This is a genomic window from Mycobacterium sp. NGS63, from assembly GCF_059812295.1.
On record NZ_JCALCJ010000006.1, the window covers coordinates 292,780 to 311,102 of the forward strand.

20 protein-coding genes, 1 tRNA gene and 1 pseudogene are annotated in these 18,323 nt (G+C 70.7%); 17 read left to right on the top strand and 5 right to left on the bottom strand.

Annotation, left to right across the window (positions count from 1 at the left end):
• Positions 1-7: 7 nt before the first annotated feature.
• The 9 genes from murC to AC5Y4Z_RS17790 all read left to right on the top strand — a co-directional run bounded on the left by murC (position 8) and on the right by AC5Y4Z_RS17790 (position 7,888).
• Positions 8-1,417 carry a UDP-N-acetylmuramate--L-alanine ligase gene (gene murC, locus AC5Y4Z_RS17750; protein WP_499965964.1) on the top strand — a complete coding sequence of 470 codons (1,410 nt, stop codon included), beginning with the start codon at positions 8-10 and terminating at the stop codon, positions 1,415-1,417.
• Positions 1,414-2,358, top strand: coding sequence for a cell division protein FtsQ/DivIB (locus AC5Y4Z_RS17755; RefSeq protein WP_499965782.1), 945 nt, complete (start codon positions 1,414-1,416; stop codon positions 2,356-2,358). Before murC ends, AC5Y4Z_RS17755 begins: the two co-directional genes overlap by 4 nt.
• A 209-nt stretch (positions 2,359-2,567) precedes the next feature.
• Complete coding sequence (gene ftsZ, locus AC5Y4Z_RS17760) at positions 2,568-3,716, top strand: cell division protein FtsZ (RefSeq protein ID WP_499965966.1); 1,149 nt, start codon at positions 2,568-2,570, stop codon at positions 3,714-3,716.
• Between the two features lie 91 nt (positions 3,717-3,807).
• Positions 3,808-4,533: a peptidoglycan editing factor PgeF gene (gene pgeF / locus AC5Y4Z_RS17765; RefSeq protein WP_499965784.1), complete on the top strand. Its 726-nt coding sequence runs from the start codon at positions 3,808-3,810 to the stop codon at positions 4,531-4,533.
• Between the two features lie 4 nt (positions 4,534-4,537).
• The gene (locus AC5Y4Z_RS17770) at positions 4,538-5,332 is read left to right on the top strand and encodes a YggS family pyridoxal phosphate-dependent enzyme (RefSeq protein ID WP_499965786.1); all 795 of its coding nucleotides are present in this window, start codon (positions 4,538-4,540) and stop codon (positions 5,330-5,332) included.
• Between the two features lie 66 nt (positions 5,333-5,398).
• Positions 5,399-6,037, top strand: coding sequence for a cell division protein SepF (locus tag AC5Y4Z_RS17775; protein ID WP_499965788.1), 639 nt, complete (start codon positions 5,399-5,401; stop codon positions 6,035-6,037).
• Between the two features lie 126 nt (positions 6,038-6,163).
• Positions 6,164-6,454 (top strand): YggT family protein, encoded by a 291-nt coding sequence (locus AC5Y4Z_RS17780; protein ID WP_499965789.1) that lies wholly within the window; start codon positions 6,164-6,166, stop codon positions 6,452-6,454.
• A gap of 219 nt (positions 6,455-6,673) precedes the next feature.
• Complete coding sequence (gene wag31, locus AC5Y4Z_RS17785; RefSeq protein WP_499965790.1) at positions 6,674-7,489, top strand: DivIVA-like cell division protein Wag31; 816 nt, start codon at positions 6,674-6,676, stop codon at positions 7,487-7,489.
• 90 nt (positions 7,490-7,579) lie between these two features.
• Positions 7,580-7,888, top strand: coding sequence for a hypothetical protein (locus tag AC5Y4Z_RS17790; RefSeq protein WP_499965791.1), 309 nt, complete (start codon positions 7,580-7,582; stop codon positions 7,886-7,888).
• 3 nt (positions 7,889-7,891) lie between these two features.
• Here the strand turns inward: AC5Y4Z_RS17790 and AC5Y4Z_RS17795 are convergent.
• Positions 7,892-8,584: pseudogene (locus AC5Y4Z_RS17795) on the bottom strand (phosphoribosyltransferase); the annotation flags it as partial.
• A 104-nt stretch (positions 8,585-8,688) separates the two neighbouring features.
• Positions 8,689-8,774, bottom strand: a tRNA-Leu gene (locus AC5Y4Z_RS17800).
• A gap of 105 nt (positions 8,775-8,879) precedes the next feature.
• Here AC5Y4Z_RS17800 and AC5Y4Z_RS17805 point away from each other — a divergent pair.
• Positions 8,880-10,235, top strand: a complete 1,356-nt coding sequence (locus tag AC5Y4Z_RS17805; protein ID WP_499965793.1) for a M20/M25/M40 family metallo-hydrolase — start codon at positions 8,880-8,882, stop codon at positions 10,233-10,235.
• Between the two features lie 26 nt (positions 10,236-10,261).
• On the top strand, positions 10,262-10,792 hold the full coding sequence (locus AC5Y4Z_RS17810) for a YbhB/YbcL family Raf kinase inhibitor-like protein (RefSeq protein WP_499965794.1): 531 nt from the start codon (positions 10,262-10,264) through the stop codon (positions 10,790-10,792).
• Between the two features lie 80 nt (positions 10,793-10,872).
• On the opposite strand, the gene AC5Y4Z_RS17815 is transcribed toward AC5Y4Z_RS17810, so the two are convergent.
• Genes AC5Y4Z_RS17815 through AC5Y4Z_RS17825 form a run of 3 tightly spaced genes read right to left on the bottom strand, consistent with a single transcriptional unit; the run spans position 10,873 to position 13,246 of the window.
• Positions 10,873-11,937 carry a quinone-dependent dihydroorotate dehydrogenase gene (locus AC5Y4Z_RS17815; protein ID WP_499965967.1) on the bottom strand — a complete coding sequence of 355 codons (1,065 nt, stop codon included), beginning with the start codon at positions 11,935-11,937 and terminating at the stop codon, positions 10,873-10,875.
• Positions 11,938-11,939: 2 nt separating this feature from the next.
• Positions 11,940-12,194 carry a DUF5703 family protein gene (locus AC5Y4Z_RS17820; RefSeq protein ID WP_499965795.1) on the bottom strand — a complete coding sequence of 85 codons (255 nt, stop codon included), beginning with the start codon at positions 12,192-12,194 and terminating at the stop codon, positions 11,940-11,942.
• Positions 12,191-13,246, bottom strand: a complete 1,056-nt coding sequence (locus AC5Y4Z_RS17825) for a YncE family protein (RefSeq protein ID WP_499965796.1) — start codon at positions 13,244-13,246, stop codon at positions 12,191-12,193. The genes AC5Y4Z_RS17820 and AC5Y4Z_RS17825 overlap by 4 nt, the downstream gene beginning before the upstream one ends.
• A gap of 109 nt (positions 13,247-13,355) precedes the next feature.
• On the opposite strand from AC5Y4Z_RS17825, the gene AC5Y4Z_RS17830 reads away from it, so the two are divergent.
• The 6 genes from AC5Y4Z_RS17830 (at position 13,356) to mshC (ending at position 18,037) form a co-directional block, all read left to right on the top strand.
• Positions 13,356-13,658, top strand: a complete 303-nt coding sequence (locus tag AC5Y4Z_RS17830; RefSeq protein ID WP_499965797.1) for a hypothetical protein — start codon at positions 13,356-13,358, stop codon at positions 13,656-13,658.
• A 33-nt stretch (positions 13,659-13,691) separates the two neighbouring features.
• Entirely contained in the window at positions 13,692-14,456 is a 765-nt protein-coding gene (locus AC5Y4Z_RS17835) for a histidine phosphatase family protein (protein WP_499965798.1), read from the top strand.
• Positions 14,457-14,550: 94 nt separating this feature from the next.
• Complete coding sequence (locus AC5Y4Z_RS17840; RefSeq protein WP_499965799.1) at positions 14,551-15,138, top strand: DUF3090 domain-containing protein; 588 nt, start codon at positions 14,551-14,553, stop codon at positions 15,136-15,138.
• Entirely contained in the window at positions 15,122-15,946 is an 825-nt protein-coding gene (locus AC5Y4Z_RS17845) for an SCO1664 family protein (RefSeq protein WP_499965800.1), read from the top strand. The genes AC5Y4Z_RS17840 and AC5Y4Z_RS17845 overlap by 17 nt, the downstream gene beginning before the upstream one ends.
• Before the next feature lie 31 nt (positions 15,947-15,977).
• Positions 15,978-16,766, top strand: a complete 789-nt coding sequence (locus AC5Y4Z_RS17850; protein ID WP_499965801.1) for a 3'(2'),5'-bisphosphate nucleotidase CysQ — start codon at positions 15,978-15,980, stop codon at positions 16,764-16,766.
• A 26-nt stretch (positions 16,767-16,792) separates the two neighbouring features.
• Complete coding sequence (mshC, locus tag AC5Y4Z_RS17855) at positions 16,793-18,037, top strand: cysteine--1-D-myo-inosityl 2-amino-2-deoxy-alpha-D-glucopyranoside ligase (protein WP_499965802.1); 1,245 nt, start codon at positions 16,793-16,795, stop codon at positions 18,035-18,037.
• The last annotated feature ends 286 nt before the right edge of the window (positions 18,038-18,323 follow it).

Genomic DNA, 18,323 nt, shown 5'->3' on the forward strand with positions numbered 1-18,323 from the left:
GGTCCACATGGTGGGCATCGGGGGAGCCGGGATGTCGGGCATCGCACGCATCCTGCTCGACCGGGGCGGGCTGGTATCCGGATCCGACGCCAAGGAGTCGCGCGGCATCCACGCGCTGCGGGCCCGCGGCGCGCTGATCCGCATCGGCCACGACGCCTCGTCACTGGACCAACTGCCCGGCGGCGTCACCGCCGTCGTCACCACCCACGCGGCCATCCCGAAGACCAATCCCGAGCTCGTCGAGGCGCGGCGGCGCGGCATCCCGGTGGTGCTGCGGCCGGTCGTGCTGGCCAAGCTGATGGCCGGGCGCACCACGCTGATGGTCACCGGCACGCACGGCAAGACGACGACGACGTCGATGCTGATCGTCGCCCTGCAGCACTGCGGGCGGGACCCGTCGTTCGCGGTCGGCGGGGAACTCGGGGAGGCGGGCACCAACGCCCACCACGGCAGCGGCGACTGCTTCGTCGCCGAGGCCGACGAGAGCGACGGCTCGCTGCTGGAGTACACGCCCGACGTCGCGGTGGTCACCAACATCGAGACCGACCACCTGGACTTCTACGGCAGCGCGGACGCCTACGTCGAGGTGTTCGACGCGTTCGTGGAGCGGCTCGTGCCCGGGGGAGCGCTGGTGGTGTGCACCGACGACCCGGGGGCCGCCGCGCTGGCCGAACGCAGCGCCGAGCTGGGCATCCGGGTGCTGCGCTACGGCTCCGCACCGGGCTCCGACCACGCCGCGACCCTGTTGTCGTGGGACCAGCAGGGCACCGAGGCGGTCGCACACATCCAGCTCGCGGGTGAATCGCAACCGCGGGTGATGCGGCTGTCGGTGCCCGGACGACACATGGCGCTCAACGCGCTGGGTGCGCTGCTGGCCGCGATCGAGATCGGCGCCCCCGCCGACGACGTGCTCGACGGGCTGGCCGGGTTCGAGGGCGTGCGCCGCCGCTTCGAGCTGGTCGGCAGCGCCGGCACGGTGCGGGTGTTCGACGACTACGCCCATCACCCCACCGAGATCGCCGCGACGCTGGCCGCGGTCCGCACGGTCCTCGAGCAGAGCGGTGACGGGCGCTGCATCGCGGTCTTCCAGCCCCACTTGTATTCGCGCACAAAGGCTTTCGCCGCCGAGTTCGGACGCGCGCTGGACGCCGCCGACCAGGTGTTCGTCCTCGACGTCTACGGCGCGCGCGAGCAACCGCTCACCGGCGTGAGCGGGGCCATCGTCGCCGAGCACGTCAGCGTGCCGGTGCGCTACCTGCCGGATTTCTCCGCGGTCACCGAGGAGGTCGCCGCGGCCGCCGGGCCCGGCGACGTCGTCGTCACGATGGGCGCCGGCGACGTGACCTTGCTGGGACCGGAGATCGTGACCGCGCTGCGGGCGAGGGCCAACCGCGGCACGCCGGGGGTGCTGCAATGACCGAGCCGAACCAGAACATCGGGGCCCCGGCCGACCCGACCGCCCCGGACGCCGACTCCGCCGACACGATCACCGAACCGCTGGTGGCGGGCGCGCAGGAGGCGCCGCCGCCGGATCAGGGCGACTTCGAGGGGCCGCGCCGGCGCGCCCGCCGCGAGCGGGCCGAACGGCGCGCCGCGCAGGCGCGCGCCCGGGCCATCGAGGACGCCCGCCGCGAGGCCAAGCGCCAGGCCAGCGGGCGCATCGTCAACCAGCCCAAACGTCCCGCGCGCGGCGTCGTCCGGGGCCTGAAGATGCTGCTGGTCAGCGTGATCGTCGCCATCGTCGGGGTCGGGCTGGGCCTGGTCCTGTACTTCACGCCGGCGATGTCGGCGCGCAGCATCGTCGTCACCGGGACCGGGACGGTGACGCGCGAGGAGGTGCTCGAGGCCGCGCGGGTGCGGCCCGGGACGCCGCTGCTGCAGATCAACACCAACCAGGTCGCCGAGCGGGTGGCGGCGATCCGGCGGGTGGCCAGCGCCCGCGTGCAGCGCCAGTATCCGTCGGCCCTGCGCATCACCATCGTCGAGCGGGTCCCGTTGGTGGTCAAGGACTTTCCCGACGGGCCCCACCTGTTCGACCGCGACGGCGTCGACTTCGCCACCGCGCCGCCGCCACCGGCGCTGCCCTACATCGACGTGGCCGACCCCGGCCCGAGCGACCCGGCGACCAAGGCCGCGTTGCAGGTGCTGATCGCGCTGCGCCCCGAGGTCTCGGGCCAGGTGGGGCGGATCGCGGCCCCGTCGGTCGCGTCGATCACGCTCACGCTGAACGACGGCCGGGTGGTGATCTGGGGGACCACCGACCGCACCGAGGAGAAGGCCGAGAAGCTGGCCGCGCTACTGACCCAGCCGGGCAAGACCTACGACGTGTCCAGCCCCGACCTGCCGACGGTCAAGTAGCCGTCCCCGCCGAGTGACGTTCCACACGAAAAAATTTGCGCGCCGCGCGTCGGCGCGCCTGCCGGATTAGGGCGCGCGGTGCCCCTACCGTTCTGGTTGCGCGGAACTACTTGACATAACTCTAACTCTATGGTTGAGGTTGAGGGTTTGCAGGGAATGCTCAAGGGGCCCGCCACGAGAGCCGACCCCACCAGGGAGGAAGACGAATGATGACCCCCCCGCACAACTACCTCGCCGTCATCAAGGTCGTGGGTATCGGTGGCGGCGGCGTCAACGCCGTCAACCGGATGATCGAGCAGGGCCTCAAGGGCGTGGAGTTCATCGCCATCAACACCGACGCCCAGGCGCTGTTGATGAGCGACGCCGACGTCAAACTCGACGTCGGCCGCGACTCCACCCGCGGCCTGGGCGCCGGCGCCGACCCCGAGGTCGGACGGCGGGCCGCCGAGGACGCCAAGGACGAGATCGAGGAGCTGCTGCGCGGGGCGGACATGGTGTTCGTCACCGCCGGCGAGGGCGGCGGGACCGGCACCGGCGGGGCGCCCGTCGTGGCCAGCATCGCCCGGAAGCTGGGCGCGCTGACCGTCGGCGTGGTCACCCGGCCGTTCTCGTTCGAGGGCAAGCGGCGCGGCAACCAGGCCGAAAGCGGTATCGCGGCGCTGCGGGAGAGCTGCGACACCCTCATCGTGATCCCCAACGATCGGCTGCTGCAGATGGGCGACGCGGCGGTGTCGCTGATGGACGCGTTCCGCAGCGCCGACGAGGTGCTGCTCAACGGCGTGCAGGGCATCACCGACCTGATCACCACCCCGGGGCTGATCAACGTCGACTTCGCCGACGTCAAGGGCATCATGTCCGGCGCCGGCACCGCGCTGATGGGCATCGGCTCGGCGCGCGGCGAGGGCCGCTCGCTCAAGGCCGCCGAGATCGCCATCAACTCCCCGCTGCTGGAGGCCTCGATGGAGGGCGCGCAGGGCGTGCTGATGTCGATCGCCGGCGGCAGCGACCTGGGCCTGTTCGAGATCAACGAGGCCGCCTCGCTGGTCCAGGATGCCGCGCACCAGGACGCCAACATCATCTTCGGCACCGTCATCGACGACTCGCTGGGCGACGAGGTGCGCGTCACGGTCATCGCGGCGGGCTTCGAGGCCACCGGGCCCGGCCGCAAGCCGGTCGTCGGCGGCTCCGCCGAAAAGACCGGCGCGCACCGGATCGAGTCGGCGAAGGCCGGCAAGCTCTCCTCGACGCTGTTCGAACCCGTCGACGCCGTGAGCGTGCCGGTGCACACCAACGGTTCGACGTTGAACATCGGCGGCGACGACGACGACGTCGACGTGCCGCCGTTCATGCGCCGCTAAGGGTCTCGATTTGCTTGCCAGTGCGCGACAAACCGGCCGCGCCCGACCGTCGCTGCCGCCTGGCCCACAACGGAATCCGGATACTGGCCGTGTGAGCCTTCGCATCCGGCGGGTGACCACCACCCGGGCGGGCGGTGTGTCCAAACCGCCGTTCGACACTTTCAACCTGGGCGACCACGTCGGCGACGACCCGGCGGCGGTGGCCGCCAACCGCGACCGGCTGGCCAAGGCGCTCGGTCTGAAGGAAAAGGCGGGCGCCGACCGGGTGGTGTGGATGAACCAGGTCCACGGCGATCGGGTCGAGGTGGTCAGAGGACCACAGCGCGCCGCGGCCGCGGTCGACAACACCGACGCGTTGGTGACCACGACCCCGCGGCTGGCGCTGGCGGTGGTGACCGCTGACTGCGTGCCGGTGCTGCTGGCCGACGCGCGCGCGGGCGTCGTCGCCGCCGTGCACGCCGGTCGCGTCGGCGCCCAGCGCGGCGTGGTGGCCCGCGCGCTGGAGGCGATGCTCGCGCTGGGCGCGCAGGCCGACGACGTCTCGGCGCTGCTCGGGCCGGCGGTCAGTGGTCGCAACTACGAGGTGCCCGCCGCGATGGCCGACGAGGTCGAGGCGGCGTTGCCCGGCAGCCGCACCACCACCGCGGCCGGCACCCCCGGGATCGACCTGCGCGCCGGAATCGCTTGCCAGCTGCGCGATTTGGGCGTCACGGCGATCGACGTCGACCCCCGCTGCACGGTGGCCGACCCGGCGCTGTTCAGTCATCGCCGCGCCGCCCCGACGGGGCGGCTGGCCTCGCTGATCTGGATGGAGTGATCGCATGGCGGGGGACGCGCCGGGCCTTCGAGCCCAGGCGGAGCAGGGCGAGCGCGAATCGGAATTGACCCACGCGCTGGCCGCCGTGCGATCGCGGCTTGCGGCGGCCGCCGAAGCGGCGGGCCGCAATGTCAGCGAAATTGAACTTCTCCCTATTACCAAATTCTTTCCAGCAACCGATGTTGCGATTTTGTCTCGATTGGGTTGTCGATGCGTCGGCGAATCCCGGGACCAGGAAGCCACCGCCAAGGCCGCCGAAGTCGCCCGCCTCGCCGCCAGTTCTCAGCGGCCGGACTTGCGGAATATGCACTGGCACATGGTGGGCAGGATTCAGCGCAACAAGGCGCGGTCGCTGGCGCGCTGGGCGCACACCGCGCACTCGGTCGACAGCACGCGGCTGGTCACCGCGCTCGACAAGGCGGTCTCGGCGGCCCTGGCCGACGACCACCGCCAGGACCCGCTGCGCGTCTACGTCGAGGTCAGCCTCGACGGCGACGTGTCGCGCGGCGGCGTCGACATCACCGAGTCCGGCGCCCTCGATCAGGTCTGCGCCCGGGTCGAGGAGTCCAAAAGCCTGCGACTGCTCGGGCTGATGGGCATCCCGCCGCTGCAGTGGGAGCCCGAGCAGGCCTTCGACCTGCTGCGATCCGAGCACCACCGGGTGCTCGAGTCGCACCCGGACGCGGTTGGGCTGTCCGCGGGCATGTCCAACGATCTGGAAATCGCCGTCAAACATGGTTCGACGTGTGTGCGTGTCGGTACCGCGCTATTGGGTCCGCGCCGGTTACCGTCACCGTGAGTAGTCACTGTAGTAACACCTTCATCACAGACACCACTACTCCCAGGGGCTAGAAGGGTTTACGCGATGAGCACACTGCACAAGGTCAAGGCCTACTTCGGTATGGCTCCGATGGAGGACTACGACGACGAGTACTACGACGACCGCGCTCCCTCCCGCGGCTTCCCCCGCCCGCGGTTCGACGACGGTTACGGCCGTTACGAGGGACGCGACTACGACGACCGGGAGCCCGCCGACTACCCGCCGCCCGGCGGCTACCGCGGCGGCTACGCCGAGGAGCCCCGCTACGGTTCGGTGCATCCGCGCGAGTTCGACCGGCCCGACATGAACCGCCCGCGGTTCGGGTCGTGGCTGCGCAATTCCACGCGCGGGGCGCTGGCGATGGACCCGCGCCGGATGGCGATGCTGTTCGAGGAGGGCAGCCCGCTGTCGAAGATCACGACGTTGCGGCCCAAGGACTACAGCGAGGCGCGCACCATCGGCGAGCGCTTCCGGGACGGCACCCCGGTCATCATGGACCTGGTGTCGATGGACAACGCCGACGCCAAGCGGCTCGTCGACTTCGCGGCCGGGCTGGCCTTCGCGCTGCGCGGTTCGTTCGACAAGGTGGCGACCAAGGTGTTCCTGCTGTCGCCCGCCGACGTCGACGTCTCACCCGAGGAGCGCCGCCGGATCGCCGAAACCGGCTTCTACGCTTACCAATAGGTCACCCCGCCGGGCCGCACCACGTGAGGTGCGTGGCCGCACCCCGGAGTCGGTACGCTAGCGGATGCCGCCCGCAGGTCGGCGGCTGACATTCGCGTCATCCTCATCGGTAAGGTCGGGGCTTCTTTGGTGGTGTTCTTTCAGATCCTTGGGTTTGCGCTGTTCGTCTTCTGGCTGCTGCTCATCGCCCGGGTCGTCGTCGAGTTCATCCGCTCGTTCAGCCGTGACTGGCACCCGACCGGCATCACCGTGGTGGTGCTGGAGATCATCATGTCGATCACCGACCCGCCGGTGAAACTGCTGCGCCGGCTGATCCCCCAGCTCACCATCGGAGCGGTGCGTTTCGACCTGTCGATCATGGTGCTGCTGCTGGTCGCGTTCATCGGGATGCAGCTGGCGTTCAGCGCGGCGGCGTGAGACGGTTCGGCCACGCTTTAGTGTCGGTTCGGCGGCCGCGATTTAAAAATTTTAAGGGTTTGGAATTTATTGGTCTTAGTGTGTGAAATTGGTTCTTATTTATTGGCCTAATCGGCTACCGCCGGGTCTGGTGTGACAGGATGGACGGCAGTTGCACGACGGCAACCACTCCGTTCTACACTTTCCAGATCGTTTGACAGGAACTCGAGGGGACGAACAATGCCGCTTACACCAGCCGACGTCCACAATGTGGCGTTCAGTAAGCCGCCGATCGGCAAGCGCGGTTACAACGAAGACGAGGTCGACGCCTTCCTCGACCTGGTGGAAAACGAGCTGACGCGGCTCATCGAGGAGAACTCCGATCTGCGCCAGCGGATCGAGGAGCTGGACCGCGAGCTGGCCGCCGGTGGGGGCGGCGGCGCCGCCACGCCCACCCAGGCGATCCCCGCCTTCGAGCGCGAGCCCGAACCCGAGCCGGTCAAGCAGGCGCCGGCGCCGGCCGCGGCGCCCGCCGCTCCCGCGGCCGCCCAGGGCACCAACGAGGAGCAGGCCATGAAGGCCGCCCGCGTGCTGAGCCTGGCCCAGGACACCGCCGACCGGCTCACCAGCACCGCCAAGGCCGAGTCCGACAAGATGCTCGCCGACGCCCGCGCCAATGCCGACCAGATCCTCAGCGAGGCCCGGCACACCGCCGAGACCACGGTCGCCGACGCCCGGCAGCGCGCCGACACCATGCTGGCCGACGCCCAGACCCGCTCGGAGACCCAGCTGCGCCAGGCGCAGGAGAAGGCCGACGCCCTGCAGGCCGACGCCGAACGCAAGCACTCCGAGATCATGGGAACCATCAACCAGCAGCGCACCGTGCTGGAGGGCCGCCTCGAGCAGCTCCGCACCTTCGAGCGCGAGTACCGCACCCGCCTGAAGACCTACCTGGAATCCCAGCTCGAGGAACTCGGGCAGCGTGGCTCGGCGGCACCCGTCGACTCGAGCGCCGACGCCGGTGGGTTCGACCAGTTCAACCGGGGGAACAACTAGCCGGGCACGTGCCGCGTATCGCCAAGCGTCGATCGGCACACTAACCTGCACTAGACCTGGCAGCCCCGCTCGTCGCCTGGAGGATGACCGATGCTGATCATTGCGCTGGTACTCGCCCTCATCGGGCTGATCGCGTTGGTGTTCGCGGTCGTCACCAGCAACGAGCTCGTCGCCTGGGTGTGCATCGCCGCCAGCGTGCTGGGCGTCGTGCTGTTGATCATCGACGCGTTGCGGGAGCGCCAGCGCCGTGACATAGGGGACGTCGAAACCGACGATGCCGCTGAGGCCGACGAAGCAGCCGCGGACGCCGCGGTCGAATACCCCGAAGAGGTCCCCGACGAGGGCGAGCCGCAGGCCGAGCCCGACGACGAGCCGGCCGTCGACGACCGGACCAAATAGCCGTCAGCCGGTCGGCGTTGCCAGCATCTCGCGCACCTCGTCGTCGCTGACCTGGTGAAAGTCGGCATAGACCTGGCCGACGGCCTCGAACCCGGGCGGCATGGTGGCGCACACCACGTCGTCGGCCTCCTGCCCCAGGTCGCGGCACGTCGACGGCGGTCCGACCGGGACCGCGACGACGATCCACCGCGGGCCGGTCGCGCGCAGGGCGCGGACGGCGGCCAGCATGCTGGCGCCGGTGGCGATGCCGTCGTCGACCAGGATCACCGTCTTGCCGCTCGGGTCAGGGAAGGGGCGCCCGCCGCGGTACGCCTGCTCGCGGCGGGCGAGCTCGGCCGTCTCGCCGGCGATCACCTCGCGGATCTGCTCGTCGGTGATCTGCAGGCTGGAAACCACGTTGTCGTTCATCACCACCCCGCCGCCGCTGGCCAGGGCGCCCATCGCGAGCTCCGACCAGCGCGGCACCCCGAGCTTGCGGACCAGGAACACGTCCATCGGGGCGTGCAGCGCGGCGGCGACCTCCCACGCCACCGGGACCCCGCCGCGCGCCAGCCCGAGCACCAGCACACCGTCCTTGTCGCGGTAGGGGGCCAGCTCCTCGGCGAGCACGCGGCCGGCCTCACGACGGTCGCGGAACGTGCGCATCGCCGTTCGCCGGAGGAAGCCGCTCGGTGGGTTCATGGGTCGCATTCCAGGCTACGACCCCGCAAGAACCCCCGCCATAGCCGTCGAACGTCGAGTTGTTGCGCGTGAATCGCCCAGATGCCGCAACAAGTCGACGCTCGGCACCAATCTTGTTGTGTCCGAGGGGGGACTTGAACCCCCACGCCCATTAGTAGGGCACTAGCACCTCAAGCTAGCGCGTCTGCCATTCCGCCACTCGGACAAGACCAAACCACGTGGGCTGGCGCTTAAGGCTATCGGATCGCCGCGCGCGGACCCAACCCAGCTGCCCGACGACCCGAACCCCGCAGTGGTAGGAAAGGTGGTTGTGACCACCGAGAGCGGGACGAGCGCGGCGCCGACCAATCCCAGCGACGACGTGGTCGAGGTCGTCAGCCGGTTGATCCGGTTCGACACCACCAACACCGGCGAGCCCGAGACCACGAAGGGCGAGGCCGAGTGCGCGCAGTGGGTCGCCGAGCAGCTCTCGCACGTCGGCTACCTTCCCCAGTACGTCGAATCCGGCGCGCCCGGCCGGGGCAACGTGTTCGCCCGGCTCGAGGGCGCGGACAGCTCGCGCGGCGCCCTGCTCATCCACGGGCATCTCGACGTGGTGCCGGCCGAGCCCGCCGAGTGGACCGTGCACCCGTTCTCTGGGGCGATCCAGGACGGCTTCGTGTGGGGCCGCGGCGCGGTCGACATGAAGGACATGGTCGGCATGATGATCGTGGTCGCGCGGCAGCTGAAGCAGGCCGGCATCGTGCCGCCCCGCGACCTGGTGTTCGCGTTCCTCGCCGACGAGGAGCACGGCGGCCACTACGGGGGACAGTGGCTCATCGACAACCGCCCCGACCTGTTCGACGGCATCACCGAGGCGATCGGCGAGGTGGGCGGGTTCTCGCTGACCGTGCCGCGGCGCGACGGCGGCGAGAAGCGGCTCTATCTGATCGAGACGGCGGAGAAGGGGCTGTCGTGGATGCGGCTGACCGCCCGCGGGCCGGCCGGGCACGGGTCGATGGTGCACGAGCGCAACGCCGTCACGGCCGTCGCCGAGGCGGTCGCCCGCCTGGGCCGCCACCAGTTCCCGCTCGTGGTGACCGACACCGTCGCGCAGTTCCTCGCCGCCGTCAGCGAGGAGACCGGGCTCACGTTCGACACCGAGTCCGGCGACCTGGCGGGAACCATCGAAAAGCTCGGCCCGGCGGCCCGCATGCTCAAGGCCGTGCTGCACGACACCGCCAACCCGACCATGCTCAAGGCCGGCTACAAGGCCAACGTCATCCCCGGCACGGCCGAGGCGGTGATCGACTGCCGCATCCTGCCGGGCCGCAAGGCCGCGTTCGAGGCCGAGGTCGACGAACTCCTCGGGCCCGACGTCACCCGCGAGTGGATCAAGGACTTCTCGTCGTATGAGACCGGTTTCGACGGCGACCTGGTCGACGCCATGAACGCCGCCGTGCTGGCGATCGACCCGGACGGCCGGACGGTGCCCTACATGCTTTCCGGCGGGACCGACGCGAAAGCCTTCGCGCGCTTGGGGATTCGCTGCTTCGGCTTCAGCCCGCTGCGGCTGCCGCCGGACCTGGATTTCAGCGCGCTGTTCCACGGCGTCGACGAACGGGTACCCATCGACGCGCTGAGGTTCGGCACCGACGTGCTCACGCACTTCCTGACACACTGCTAGCGGAAAACGACACGAGAGGATCGCCCATGAGTCTGCCGTCCGACCCGTACGACGCGCTGCCCAAGCTTCCGTTGTTCAGCGTGACCTCGAACTCGATCACCAACGGCCAGCCGCTGGCGACCCCGCAGATCAGCGGGATCATGGGCGCCGGCGGCGAGGACGTCAGCCCGCAGCTGAGCTGGTCGGGCTTCCCGGAGGAGACCCGCAGCTTCGCGGTCACCGTCTACGACCCCGACGCCCCGACGCTGTCGGGGTTCTGGCACTGGGCGGTGGCCAACCTGCCCGCCGACGTCACCGAGTTGCCCGACAACGCCGGCGACGGCAGCGACCTGCCGGGCGGCGCGCTGACGTTGGTCAACGACGCCGGGATGCGCCGCTACGTCGGCGCCGCGCCGCCACCGGGCCACGGCCCGCACCGCTACTATGTCGCGGTGCACGCCGTGGACGTCGACAAGCTCGACCTGCCCGAGGACGCCAGTCCGGCGTTTTTGGGGTTCAACCTCTTCCAGCACGCGATCGCGCGGGCCTACATCCACGGCACCTACGAGCAGAGCTAGCGCCTGTCGTTTGCCGAGGGTGCAGCTGTCGACACATCGCCCGAGTGGGGGTCTCGATAGCTGCACTTTCGCGGCGGGAATTACCGCCGCGCCGCCGACCCGACCGCGTCGCCGAGCGAGGCGAACCCGCCGTCGCGCAGGCGGCGGGCGATGCCGTCGTGAATGTGCTTGGGCCACAAGCCTCCCCCGTAGATGAAGCCGGTGTAGCCCTGCAGCAGCGACGCACCGGCGGTGATCCGCTCCCACGCGTCGTCGGCGTTCTCGATGCCCCCCACGCTGATCAGCACCAGGCGGTCACCGACGCGGGCGTACAGCCGGCGCAGCACCTCGACCGCGCGGCGCGCCACCGGCGGCCCGGAGATGCCGCCGTCACCCAGCTCGTCGACGCCCGGCGTGCGCAGGCCCGCGCGCGCCACCGTGGTGTTGGTGGCGACGATGCCGGCCAGGCCGAGTTCGACGGCCAGGTCGGCGATGTCGTCGACGTCGGAATCGGACAGGTCGGGGGCGATCTTCACCAGCACCGGCGCCGACACCTCGGCCACCACGGCCGCCAGGATCGGCCGCAGCGACTCCACCGCCTGCAGGTCGCGCAGGCCCGGCGTGTTGGGGGAGCTGACGTTGACCACCAGATACGACGCCAGCGGGCCGACCAGCCGGGCGCTGGCGCGGTAGTCGGCGACGGCCTCGGCGGCCGGGGCCGCCTTCGTCTTGCCGATGTTGACCCCGATCGGCACCTCGGGCCGGTGGCGCGCCAGCCGGATGGCCAGCTCCCCGGCGCCGTGATTGTTGAACCCCATCCGGTTGAGCAGGGCCCGGTCGGCGGGCAGCCGGAACAGGCGCGGGGCGGGGTTGCCGGGCTGCGGGCGCGCCGTGACGGTGCCCACCTCGGCGTAGCCGAAACCCAGTGCGCCCCAGGCGAGCAGCCCCGCGCCGTCCTTATCGAAGCCGGCGGCCAGCCCCAGCGGTCCGGGGAAACGCACCCCGAACACCGTGCTGGCCAGCACCGGATCGGTGGGGGCCAGCGCCCGCCGCAGCAACCGCCGACCCCACGGCGTCGCCGTCGCGCCGCGCAGCAGCGCGAAGACCACGGTGTGAATGCGCTCGGCCGGCACCACGAAAAGCAGCCGGCGCGCCAAGCCGTACAACGTCACAGTTCCGGCTGGTCGGGCCGCCGGCTGTCCAGACGGGACTTCTTGCGGCGCAACAGGACCCGCCTGCTGCCGTCGGTGTAGAGCCGCACCCGGGTCAGCTCCCAGCCGCGGTACTCGGCCTCGATCGACAGCCGGGTGGACGCGCTGAGCCGGGTCACCTCCGGAGGCAGGCGCAACGGTATCCACTCGTATTCGTCGGACATGTCGGCGTCCCAGCCGGCCGGCAGCCGGCTCCACCGCGCCGCGGTCACGGGGCGCCCGCCGCGTGCTCGATGACCTGCACGCCCGCACCCGACCCCGACACCACGTACAGGGTGCCCGACGCTTCGTCGAAAGCCAGGGAGTTGGGTTGCTGCACGGTTGGGTATCGCACCCTTTCGACGGGGATTCCGGTTGACAGATCGTAACCAATGACGACGTTCGAGGCGGTCTGGGACACCCAGGCGAGCGCGCGGGATCCGGCCAGCCCGTAGGGGGCCTGCCGCACCGGGTAGGCCTGACGCAGGATCAGCGGGTCGACGCCGTACACCAGCAGCTGGCCGCCGCGGGTGTCGGCGACCAGTACCCGGCCCAGCGCGTCGGCGGCCAGGGTGGTCGCGCCCTGCCCGGCCCGCAGCGACTGCTGCACATGGCCGTCGGCACCGATCGTCGTCACCGAGGTCTGGCCGCGGTCCAGAACCACCGTCGTATTCCCTTGTGCGGCAAGGGCATCGACGCGCGCGAAGATCTTGTTGCGGCTGGCGACGGTCCCGTCGGGCGCGGGGGCCGCCAGGGTGTAGACGGCGCCGTCGGCGCTGCCCAGCACCAGCCTGCCGTCCGCGCGCCGGGCGATCGCGGTGAAGTCGGCCTGCTCGGCGCCGGTGACGCCGACGCGCGCGGCGTGGCCGGTCGACAGGTCGACGGAGAAGTAGCCGCCGCGCGTCGACAGGTAGGCGGTGCCGCGGCCGTCGCCGGTCAACGCGGTCGCCGGCCCCGGCAGGGCCACGACGCGCGGGGCGGCGTGCGGGTCCCCGAACTCGGTGAGGGTGGCGGGCGCCGCGGGATGGTCGCCGAAAGCGAGGACGGCCAGTTGGCGGGTGCGCTCGTCGAAGATTGCCGCGGCGGCGGGGCCGCTCGCGGGCCGCACGGTGCCGGCCGGTGGCTGGGACACCGGCGGCGAGGTGGCCGCCCGGGCCGGTGCGATGGTCGGCGGCGCGCCCTGGAGCGGATTGTTCGAGCAGCCGACGCCGGCCGCGCCCAGCGCCAGCAAAACCAGCCAACCGACAAAACGGCGTACAGCCGGGCCTCTATGCCGTCGCAGCAATTATTTTCCCTCGCGTCAGGAACCGAAGATCAAATTTTAGGGAACGGTTTCGCATCCAATGTGGCCATGTTGCCTGCGTCGGCTCGGACTGGAGAGGTATCGTCGCGTCATGACCGTCATCGTGGATCGTCATACCCCGCAAAACGAGTTTGCTGTCGAGGACATATCGACAGGTATTTTCGCCAGCGGATACGGACAAGTTGGTGATGGACGCAGTTTTTCCTTCCACATTGAGCACCGGTCGCTCGTCGTCGAAGTTTACCGGCCGCGCCTGGCCGGGCCGGTGCCGCAGGCCGAGGACGTGGTGGCCAGGGCCGTCCGCGGCCTGGTCGACATCGATCTCACCGACGAGCGCAGCCTGACCGCCGCGGTGCGCGACGCCGTCGCCCACGCGGTCCCCACAAGCCGCTAATCGCGGTCACCCCCGGCGGGTACGGTCGTCGTCGTGACCGTCATCCTGCTGCGGCACGGCCGCTCGACCTCCAACACGGCCGGAGTCCTGGCCGGGCGCGCCGACGGCGTCGACCTCGACGACAAGGGGCGCGAGCAGGCCGCCGGGCTGATCGACCGGATCGGTGACCTGCCGATCCGCGCGATCGTGACGTCGCCGCTGCTGCGCTGCCGGCGCACGGTCGCGCCGCTCGCCGAGGCGCTGTGCCTCGAGCCGCTGATCGACGACCAGCTCGCCGAGGTCGACTACGGCGACTGGACCGGCCGCAAGATCGGCGAGCTCACCAAGGAGCCGCTGTGGCGGGTGGTTCAGGCCCATGCCAGCGCGGCGGTGTTCCCCGGCGGCGAGGGCCTGGCGCAGGTGCAGGCGCGCGCGGTCGCGGCCGTCCGCGCCCACGACCGCCGCCTGGCCGAGCAGCACGGCGGCGACGCGCTGTGGGCGGCCTGCACGCACGGCGACGTCATCAAGGCCGTCGTCGCCGACGCCTACGGCATGCACCTGGACGCGTTCCAGCGTGTCACCGCCGACCCGGGCTCGGTGAGCGTGATCAGCTACACCCCGCTGCGGCCGTTCGTGTTGCACGTCAACCACACCGGTGCGCGGCTGGCCGCCGCGTTGCGCGCCGGACCCAAGCCCAAGGACCCAGAGGGCGCCTCCAAACCCGATGAGGCTCAGCCAGAGTCGAACGGCGAGGCGCCGGCCGAATCGGCGGAAGCCGCACCGTCGAGCGACGCGGTGGTCGGCGGCTCCCCGGATTGATCGCGGGTGATTCCGCTTGAAACCCGCTTGAAACGGGCGGAGCGGGGCAATCGAATCGCACGGCGACGGCGACAGCCGGTATTTTGGAGGTGCCATGGCCCGCGCAATTCACGTCTTCCGCACGCCCGACCGCTTCGTGGCCGGGACCGTTGGCCAGCCCGGCAATCGCACGTTTTACATCCAGGCCGTGGGTGATTCGCGAGTCGTGTCGGTGGTGTTGGAGAAGCAACAGGTCGCCGTCCTCGCGGAGCGCATCGGCGCCCTGCTGCTCGAAGTGAACCGCCGTTTCGGCACGCCGGTGCCGCCGGAGCCCGCCGAGATCGACGACCTGAACCCGTTGATCACACCGGTCGACGCGGAGTTCCGGGTGGGGACGATGGGCCTCGGCTGGGATTCGGAGGCGCAGACCGTGGTGGTCGAGTTGCTGGCCGTCACCGACGCCGAGTTCGACGCCTCGGTGGTGCTCGACGACACCGACGAGGGTCCCGACGCGGTGCGGGTGTTCTTGACGCCCGAGTCGGCGCGCCAGTTCGCCACCCGCTCCACCCGCGTCATCTCGGCCGGACGTCCGCCGTGCCCGCTGTGCGACGAACCGTTGGACCCCGACGGGCACATCTGCGCGCGCACCAACGGCTACAAGCGCAGCGCGCTGCTCGGGCCGGACGATGACCTCACCGAATAGCGAGGACTACAAGCGTGAGGTGTTGCGGGAGGGCGAGCTGACGGTCCTCGGGCGCATCCGCTCGGCCAGCAACGCCACCTTCTTGTGCGAGTCGACGCTCGGTGAGTCCAGCGTGCACTGCGTCTACAAGCCGATCTCGGGCGAGGCGCCGCTGTGGGATTTTCCCGACGGGACCCTGGCCGGCCGCGAGCTGGGCGCCTACCTGGTGTCGACACAGCTGGGCTGGAACCTGGTGCCCTACACGGTGATTCGGCACGGGCCGGCCGGCCCGGGCATGCTGCAGCTGTGGGTGGAGCAGCCCGGCGACGCCGCCGGTTCCGATCCCCGGCCGGGCCCGGACCTGGTCGACCTGTTTCCCGCGCATGACGCGCAGGCGGGTTACCTGCCGGTGCTACGGGCCTACGACTACGCCGGCGACGAGGTCATCCTGATGCACGCCGACGACATCCGGTTGTGGCGGATGGCGGTTTTCGACGTGCTGATCAACAACGCCGACCGCAAGGGCGGCCACGTGCTGCGCGACGTCGACGGCCACATCTACGGCGTCGACCACGGCGTGAGCCTGCACGTCGAGAACAAGCTGCGTACGGTGCTGTGGGGTTGGGCCGGCAAGCCGGTCGACGAGAGGATGCTCGAGGCCGTGGCCGCGCTCGCCGAGGCCCTCACGGGCGCGCTCGGCGACGAGCTGGCCGGGCACATCACCCGGGCCGAGGTCGCGGCGCTGCGCGGGCGCGCGCTCGCGCTGCTGGACAACCCGGTCATGCCGGGACCCAACCGGCATCGCCCCATTCCCTGGCCGGCCTTCTAGCTCCCGGATCGCGGTCGGCGATACTGATGCGGTGACGCCGGCCGCGAACGAGATCAGCGACGCCGCACTGGCCGCCGATCTCGCCGCCGACGCGGGGGAGTTGCTGCTCAAGGTGCGCGAGGAGGTCGGTTTCGGCCACCCCTGGGCGCTCGGCGACGCCGGTGACGCGCTGGCGAACCAGTTGATCCTGCGGCGGTTGCGCGCGGAACGGCCCGCCGACGCGGTGCTCAGCGAGGAGGCCTACGACGATTTATCGCGGGTGAACCACGACCGGGTGTGGATCATCGACCCCCTGGACGGCACCCGCGAGTTCTCCACGCCCGGCCGCGACGACTGGGCGGTCCACATCGCCTTGTGGCAGCGCCCCACCGACGGGCAGCGCGAGATCACCGACGCCGCCGTGTCCCTGCCCGCCCGCGGCAACACGGTGTACCGCAGCGACACCGTCACCGCCGATGCCGCCCGCTCCGGCATCCCGACGACGATCCGGATCGCCGTCAGCGCCACCCGCCCGCCCGCGGTCCTGTACCGCATGCGCCAGACGCTGCACATCCAGCCGGTGGCGATCGGCTCGGCGGGCGCCAAGGCGATGGCCGTCATCGACGGCGACGCCGACGCCTACGTGCACGCGGGGGGCCAGTGGGAATGGGACTCGGCGGCGCCGGCGGGGGTGATCATGGCCGCCGGCATGCACGCGTCGCGGCTGGACGGCTCGCCGCTGCGCTACAACCAGCTCGACCCGTACCTGCCCGACTTCGTCATGTGCCGCGCCGAGCTGGCGCCGATTCTGCTCGGCGCGATCCGGCAGGAATTTCCCTGATCCCGCGCGCGTTTAGAGTCGACGATATGCAGGCGTGGTCTTCCGCACAGGTCCCGGTCGTGCCGGGACGCGGCCCGGAGCTTCGGCTGTACGACACCTCCGATCGGCAGGTGCGTCCGGTGGCCGCCGGTTCCAAGGCGACCATGTATGTCTGCGGCATCACCCCCTACGACGCCACCCACCTGGGCCACGCGGCCACCTATCTGGCATTCGACCTGGTGCACCGGCAGTGGCTGGACCTCGGCCACGACGTGCACTACGTGCAGAACGTCACCGACATCGACGATCCCCTGCTGGAGCGCGCGGAGCGCGACGGCGTCGACTGGCGGGAGCTGGGCGACGGCGAGGTCGCCCTGTTCCGCGAGGACATGGCGGCGCTGCGGATCCTGCCGCCGCACGAGTACGTCGGGGCGACCGAGGCGATCCCCGAGGTGGTCGAGCTCGTCGAGAAGATGCTGGCGTCCGGCGCCGCGTACGTCGTGGAGGGCCCCGACGGCGAGTATCCCGACATCTACTACCGCGCCGACGCCACGCCGCAGTTCGGCTACGAGTCCGGCTACGACCGGGACACCATGCTGCGGCTGTTCGCCGAGCGCGGCGGTGACCCGCGCCGCCCCGGCAAGACCGACGAGCTCGACGCGTTGCTGTGGCGGGCCGAGCGGCCCGGTGAGCCCAGCTGGCCGGCGCCGTTCGGCGCCGGGCGGCCGGGCTGGCACGTCGAGTGCGCCGCGATCGCGCTCAGCCGCATCGGCAGCGGCCTGGACATCCAGGGCGGGGGCAGCGATCTGATCTTTCCCCACCACGAGTTCACCGCCGCCCATGCCGAGTGTGTGCGCGGCGAGCGGCGGTTCGCTCGGCACTACGTGCACGCCGGGATGATCGGCTGGGACGGGCACAAGATGTCCAAGAGCCGCGGCAACCTGGTGCTGGTGTCGGCGTTGCGCGCGCGGGGCGTGGAGGCGGCGGCCATCCGGCTGGGCCTGCTGGCCGGGCACTACCGCGCGGACCGGTTTTGGAGCGACGACGTGCTCGACGAGGCGACCGCGCGGCTGGGGCGCTGGCGCACGGCGACCTCGCTGCCCGCCGCCCCGGACGCCGCCGACGTCGTCGCCCGCGTGCGCCGGTATCTGGCCGACGACCTGGACACCCCGAAAGCCCTTGCCGCGGTGGATGGTTGGGTCACCGACGCGCTGGAGTACGGCGGCTACGACGCCGGGGCTCCGGGGCTGGTGGCGAACGCGGTCGACGCGCTGCTCGGGTTGGACCTTTAGAGACATTGTCGCGCAGGCACTTTCGCTGGTGCCGGAAGGCCTTGGCGCGAAACTTGCTAAACCGCAATGCCTGAATCGCAATTGCCTGAAAATGACTGTTTTCGCCGGACCATAAATCCACGCTGCCGCGGTCGCTTTTTATTGCGCTGCAAGGAAATTAGCGGGTCAAACCACCGAAGCAGTTGCCGCGCTTCATGGTTGGCGGCCACGCCGCCCGAGCAGGGCGGACGCGACATGGCGGGCCGTGGGGCCGGCGCCGACGGCCGTTTGCGCGCTATCCGGAAAA

Excerpts from the sequence above, each read along its gene's own strand:
- AC5Y4Z_RS17830 (WP_499965797.1), top strand. The coding sequence starts at position 13,356 with ATGACCGTCATCGTGGATCGTCATACCCCGCAAAACGAGTTTGCTGTC.
- AC5Y4Z_RS17775 (WP_499965788.1), top strand. The coding sequence starts at position 5,399 with ATGAGCACACTGCACAAGGTCAAGGCCTACTTCGGTATGGCTCCGATG.
- AC5Y4Z_RS17770 (WP_499965786.1), top strand. The coding sequence starts at position 4,538 with ATGGCGGGGGACGCGCCGGGCCTTCGAGCCCAGGCGGAGCAGGGCGAG.
- ftsZ (WP_499965966.1), top strand. The coding sequence starts at position 2,568 with ATGACCCCCCCGCACAACTACCTCGCCGTCATCAAGGTCGTGGGTATC.
- AC5Y4Z_RS17810 (WP_499965794.1), top strand. The coding sequence starts at position 10,262 with ATGAGTCTGCCGTCCGACCCGTACGACGCGCTGCCCAAGCTTCCGTTG.
- AC5Y4Z_RS17840 (WP_499965799.1), top strand. The coding sequence starts at position 14,551 with ATGGCCCGCGCAATTCACGTCTTCCGCACGCCCGACCGCTTCGTGGCC.
- AC5Y4Z_RS17755 (WP_499965782.1), top strand. The coding sequence starts at position 1,414 with ATGACCGAGCCGAACCAGAACATCGGGGCCCCGGCCGACCCGACCGCC.
- AC5Y4Z_RS17790 (WP_499965791.1), top strand. The coding sequence starts at position 7,580 with ATGCTGATCATTGCGCTGGTACTCGCCCTCATCGGGCTGATCGCGTTG.
- mshC (WP_499965802.1), top strand. The coding sequence starts at position 16,793 with ATGCAGGCGTGGTCTTCCGCACAGGTCCCGGTCGTGCCGGGACGCGGC.
- wag31 (WP_499965790.1), top strand. The coding sequence starts at position 6,674 with ATGCCGCTTACACCAGCCGACGTCCACAATGTGGCGTTCAGTAAGCCG.
- AC5Y4Z_RS17845 (WP_499965800.1), top strand. The coding sequence starts at position 15,122 with ATGACCTCACCGAATAGCGAGGACTACAAGCGTGAGGTGTTGCGGGAG.
- murC (WP_499965964.1), top strand. The coding sequence starts at position 8 with ATGGTGGGCATCGGGGGAGCCGGGATGTCGGGCATCGCACGCATCCTG.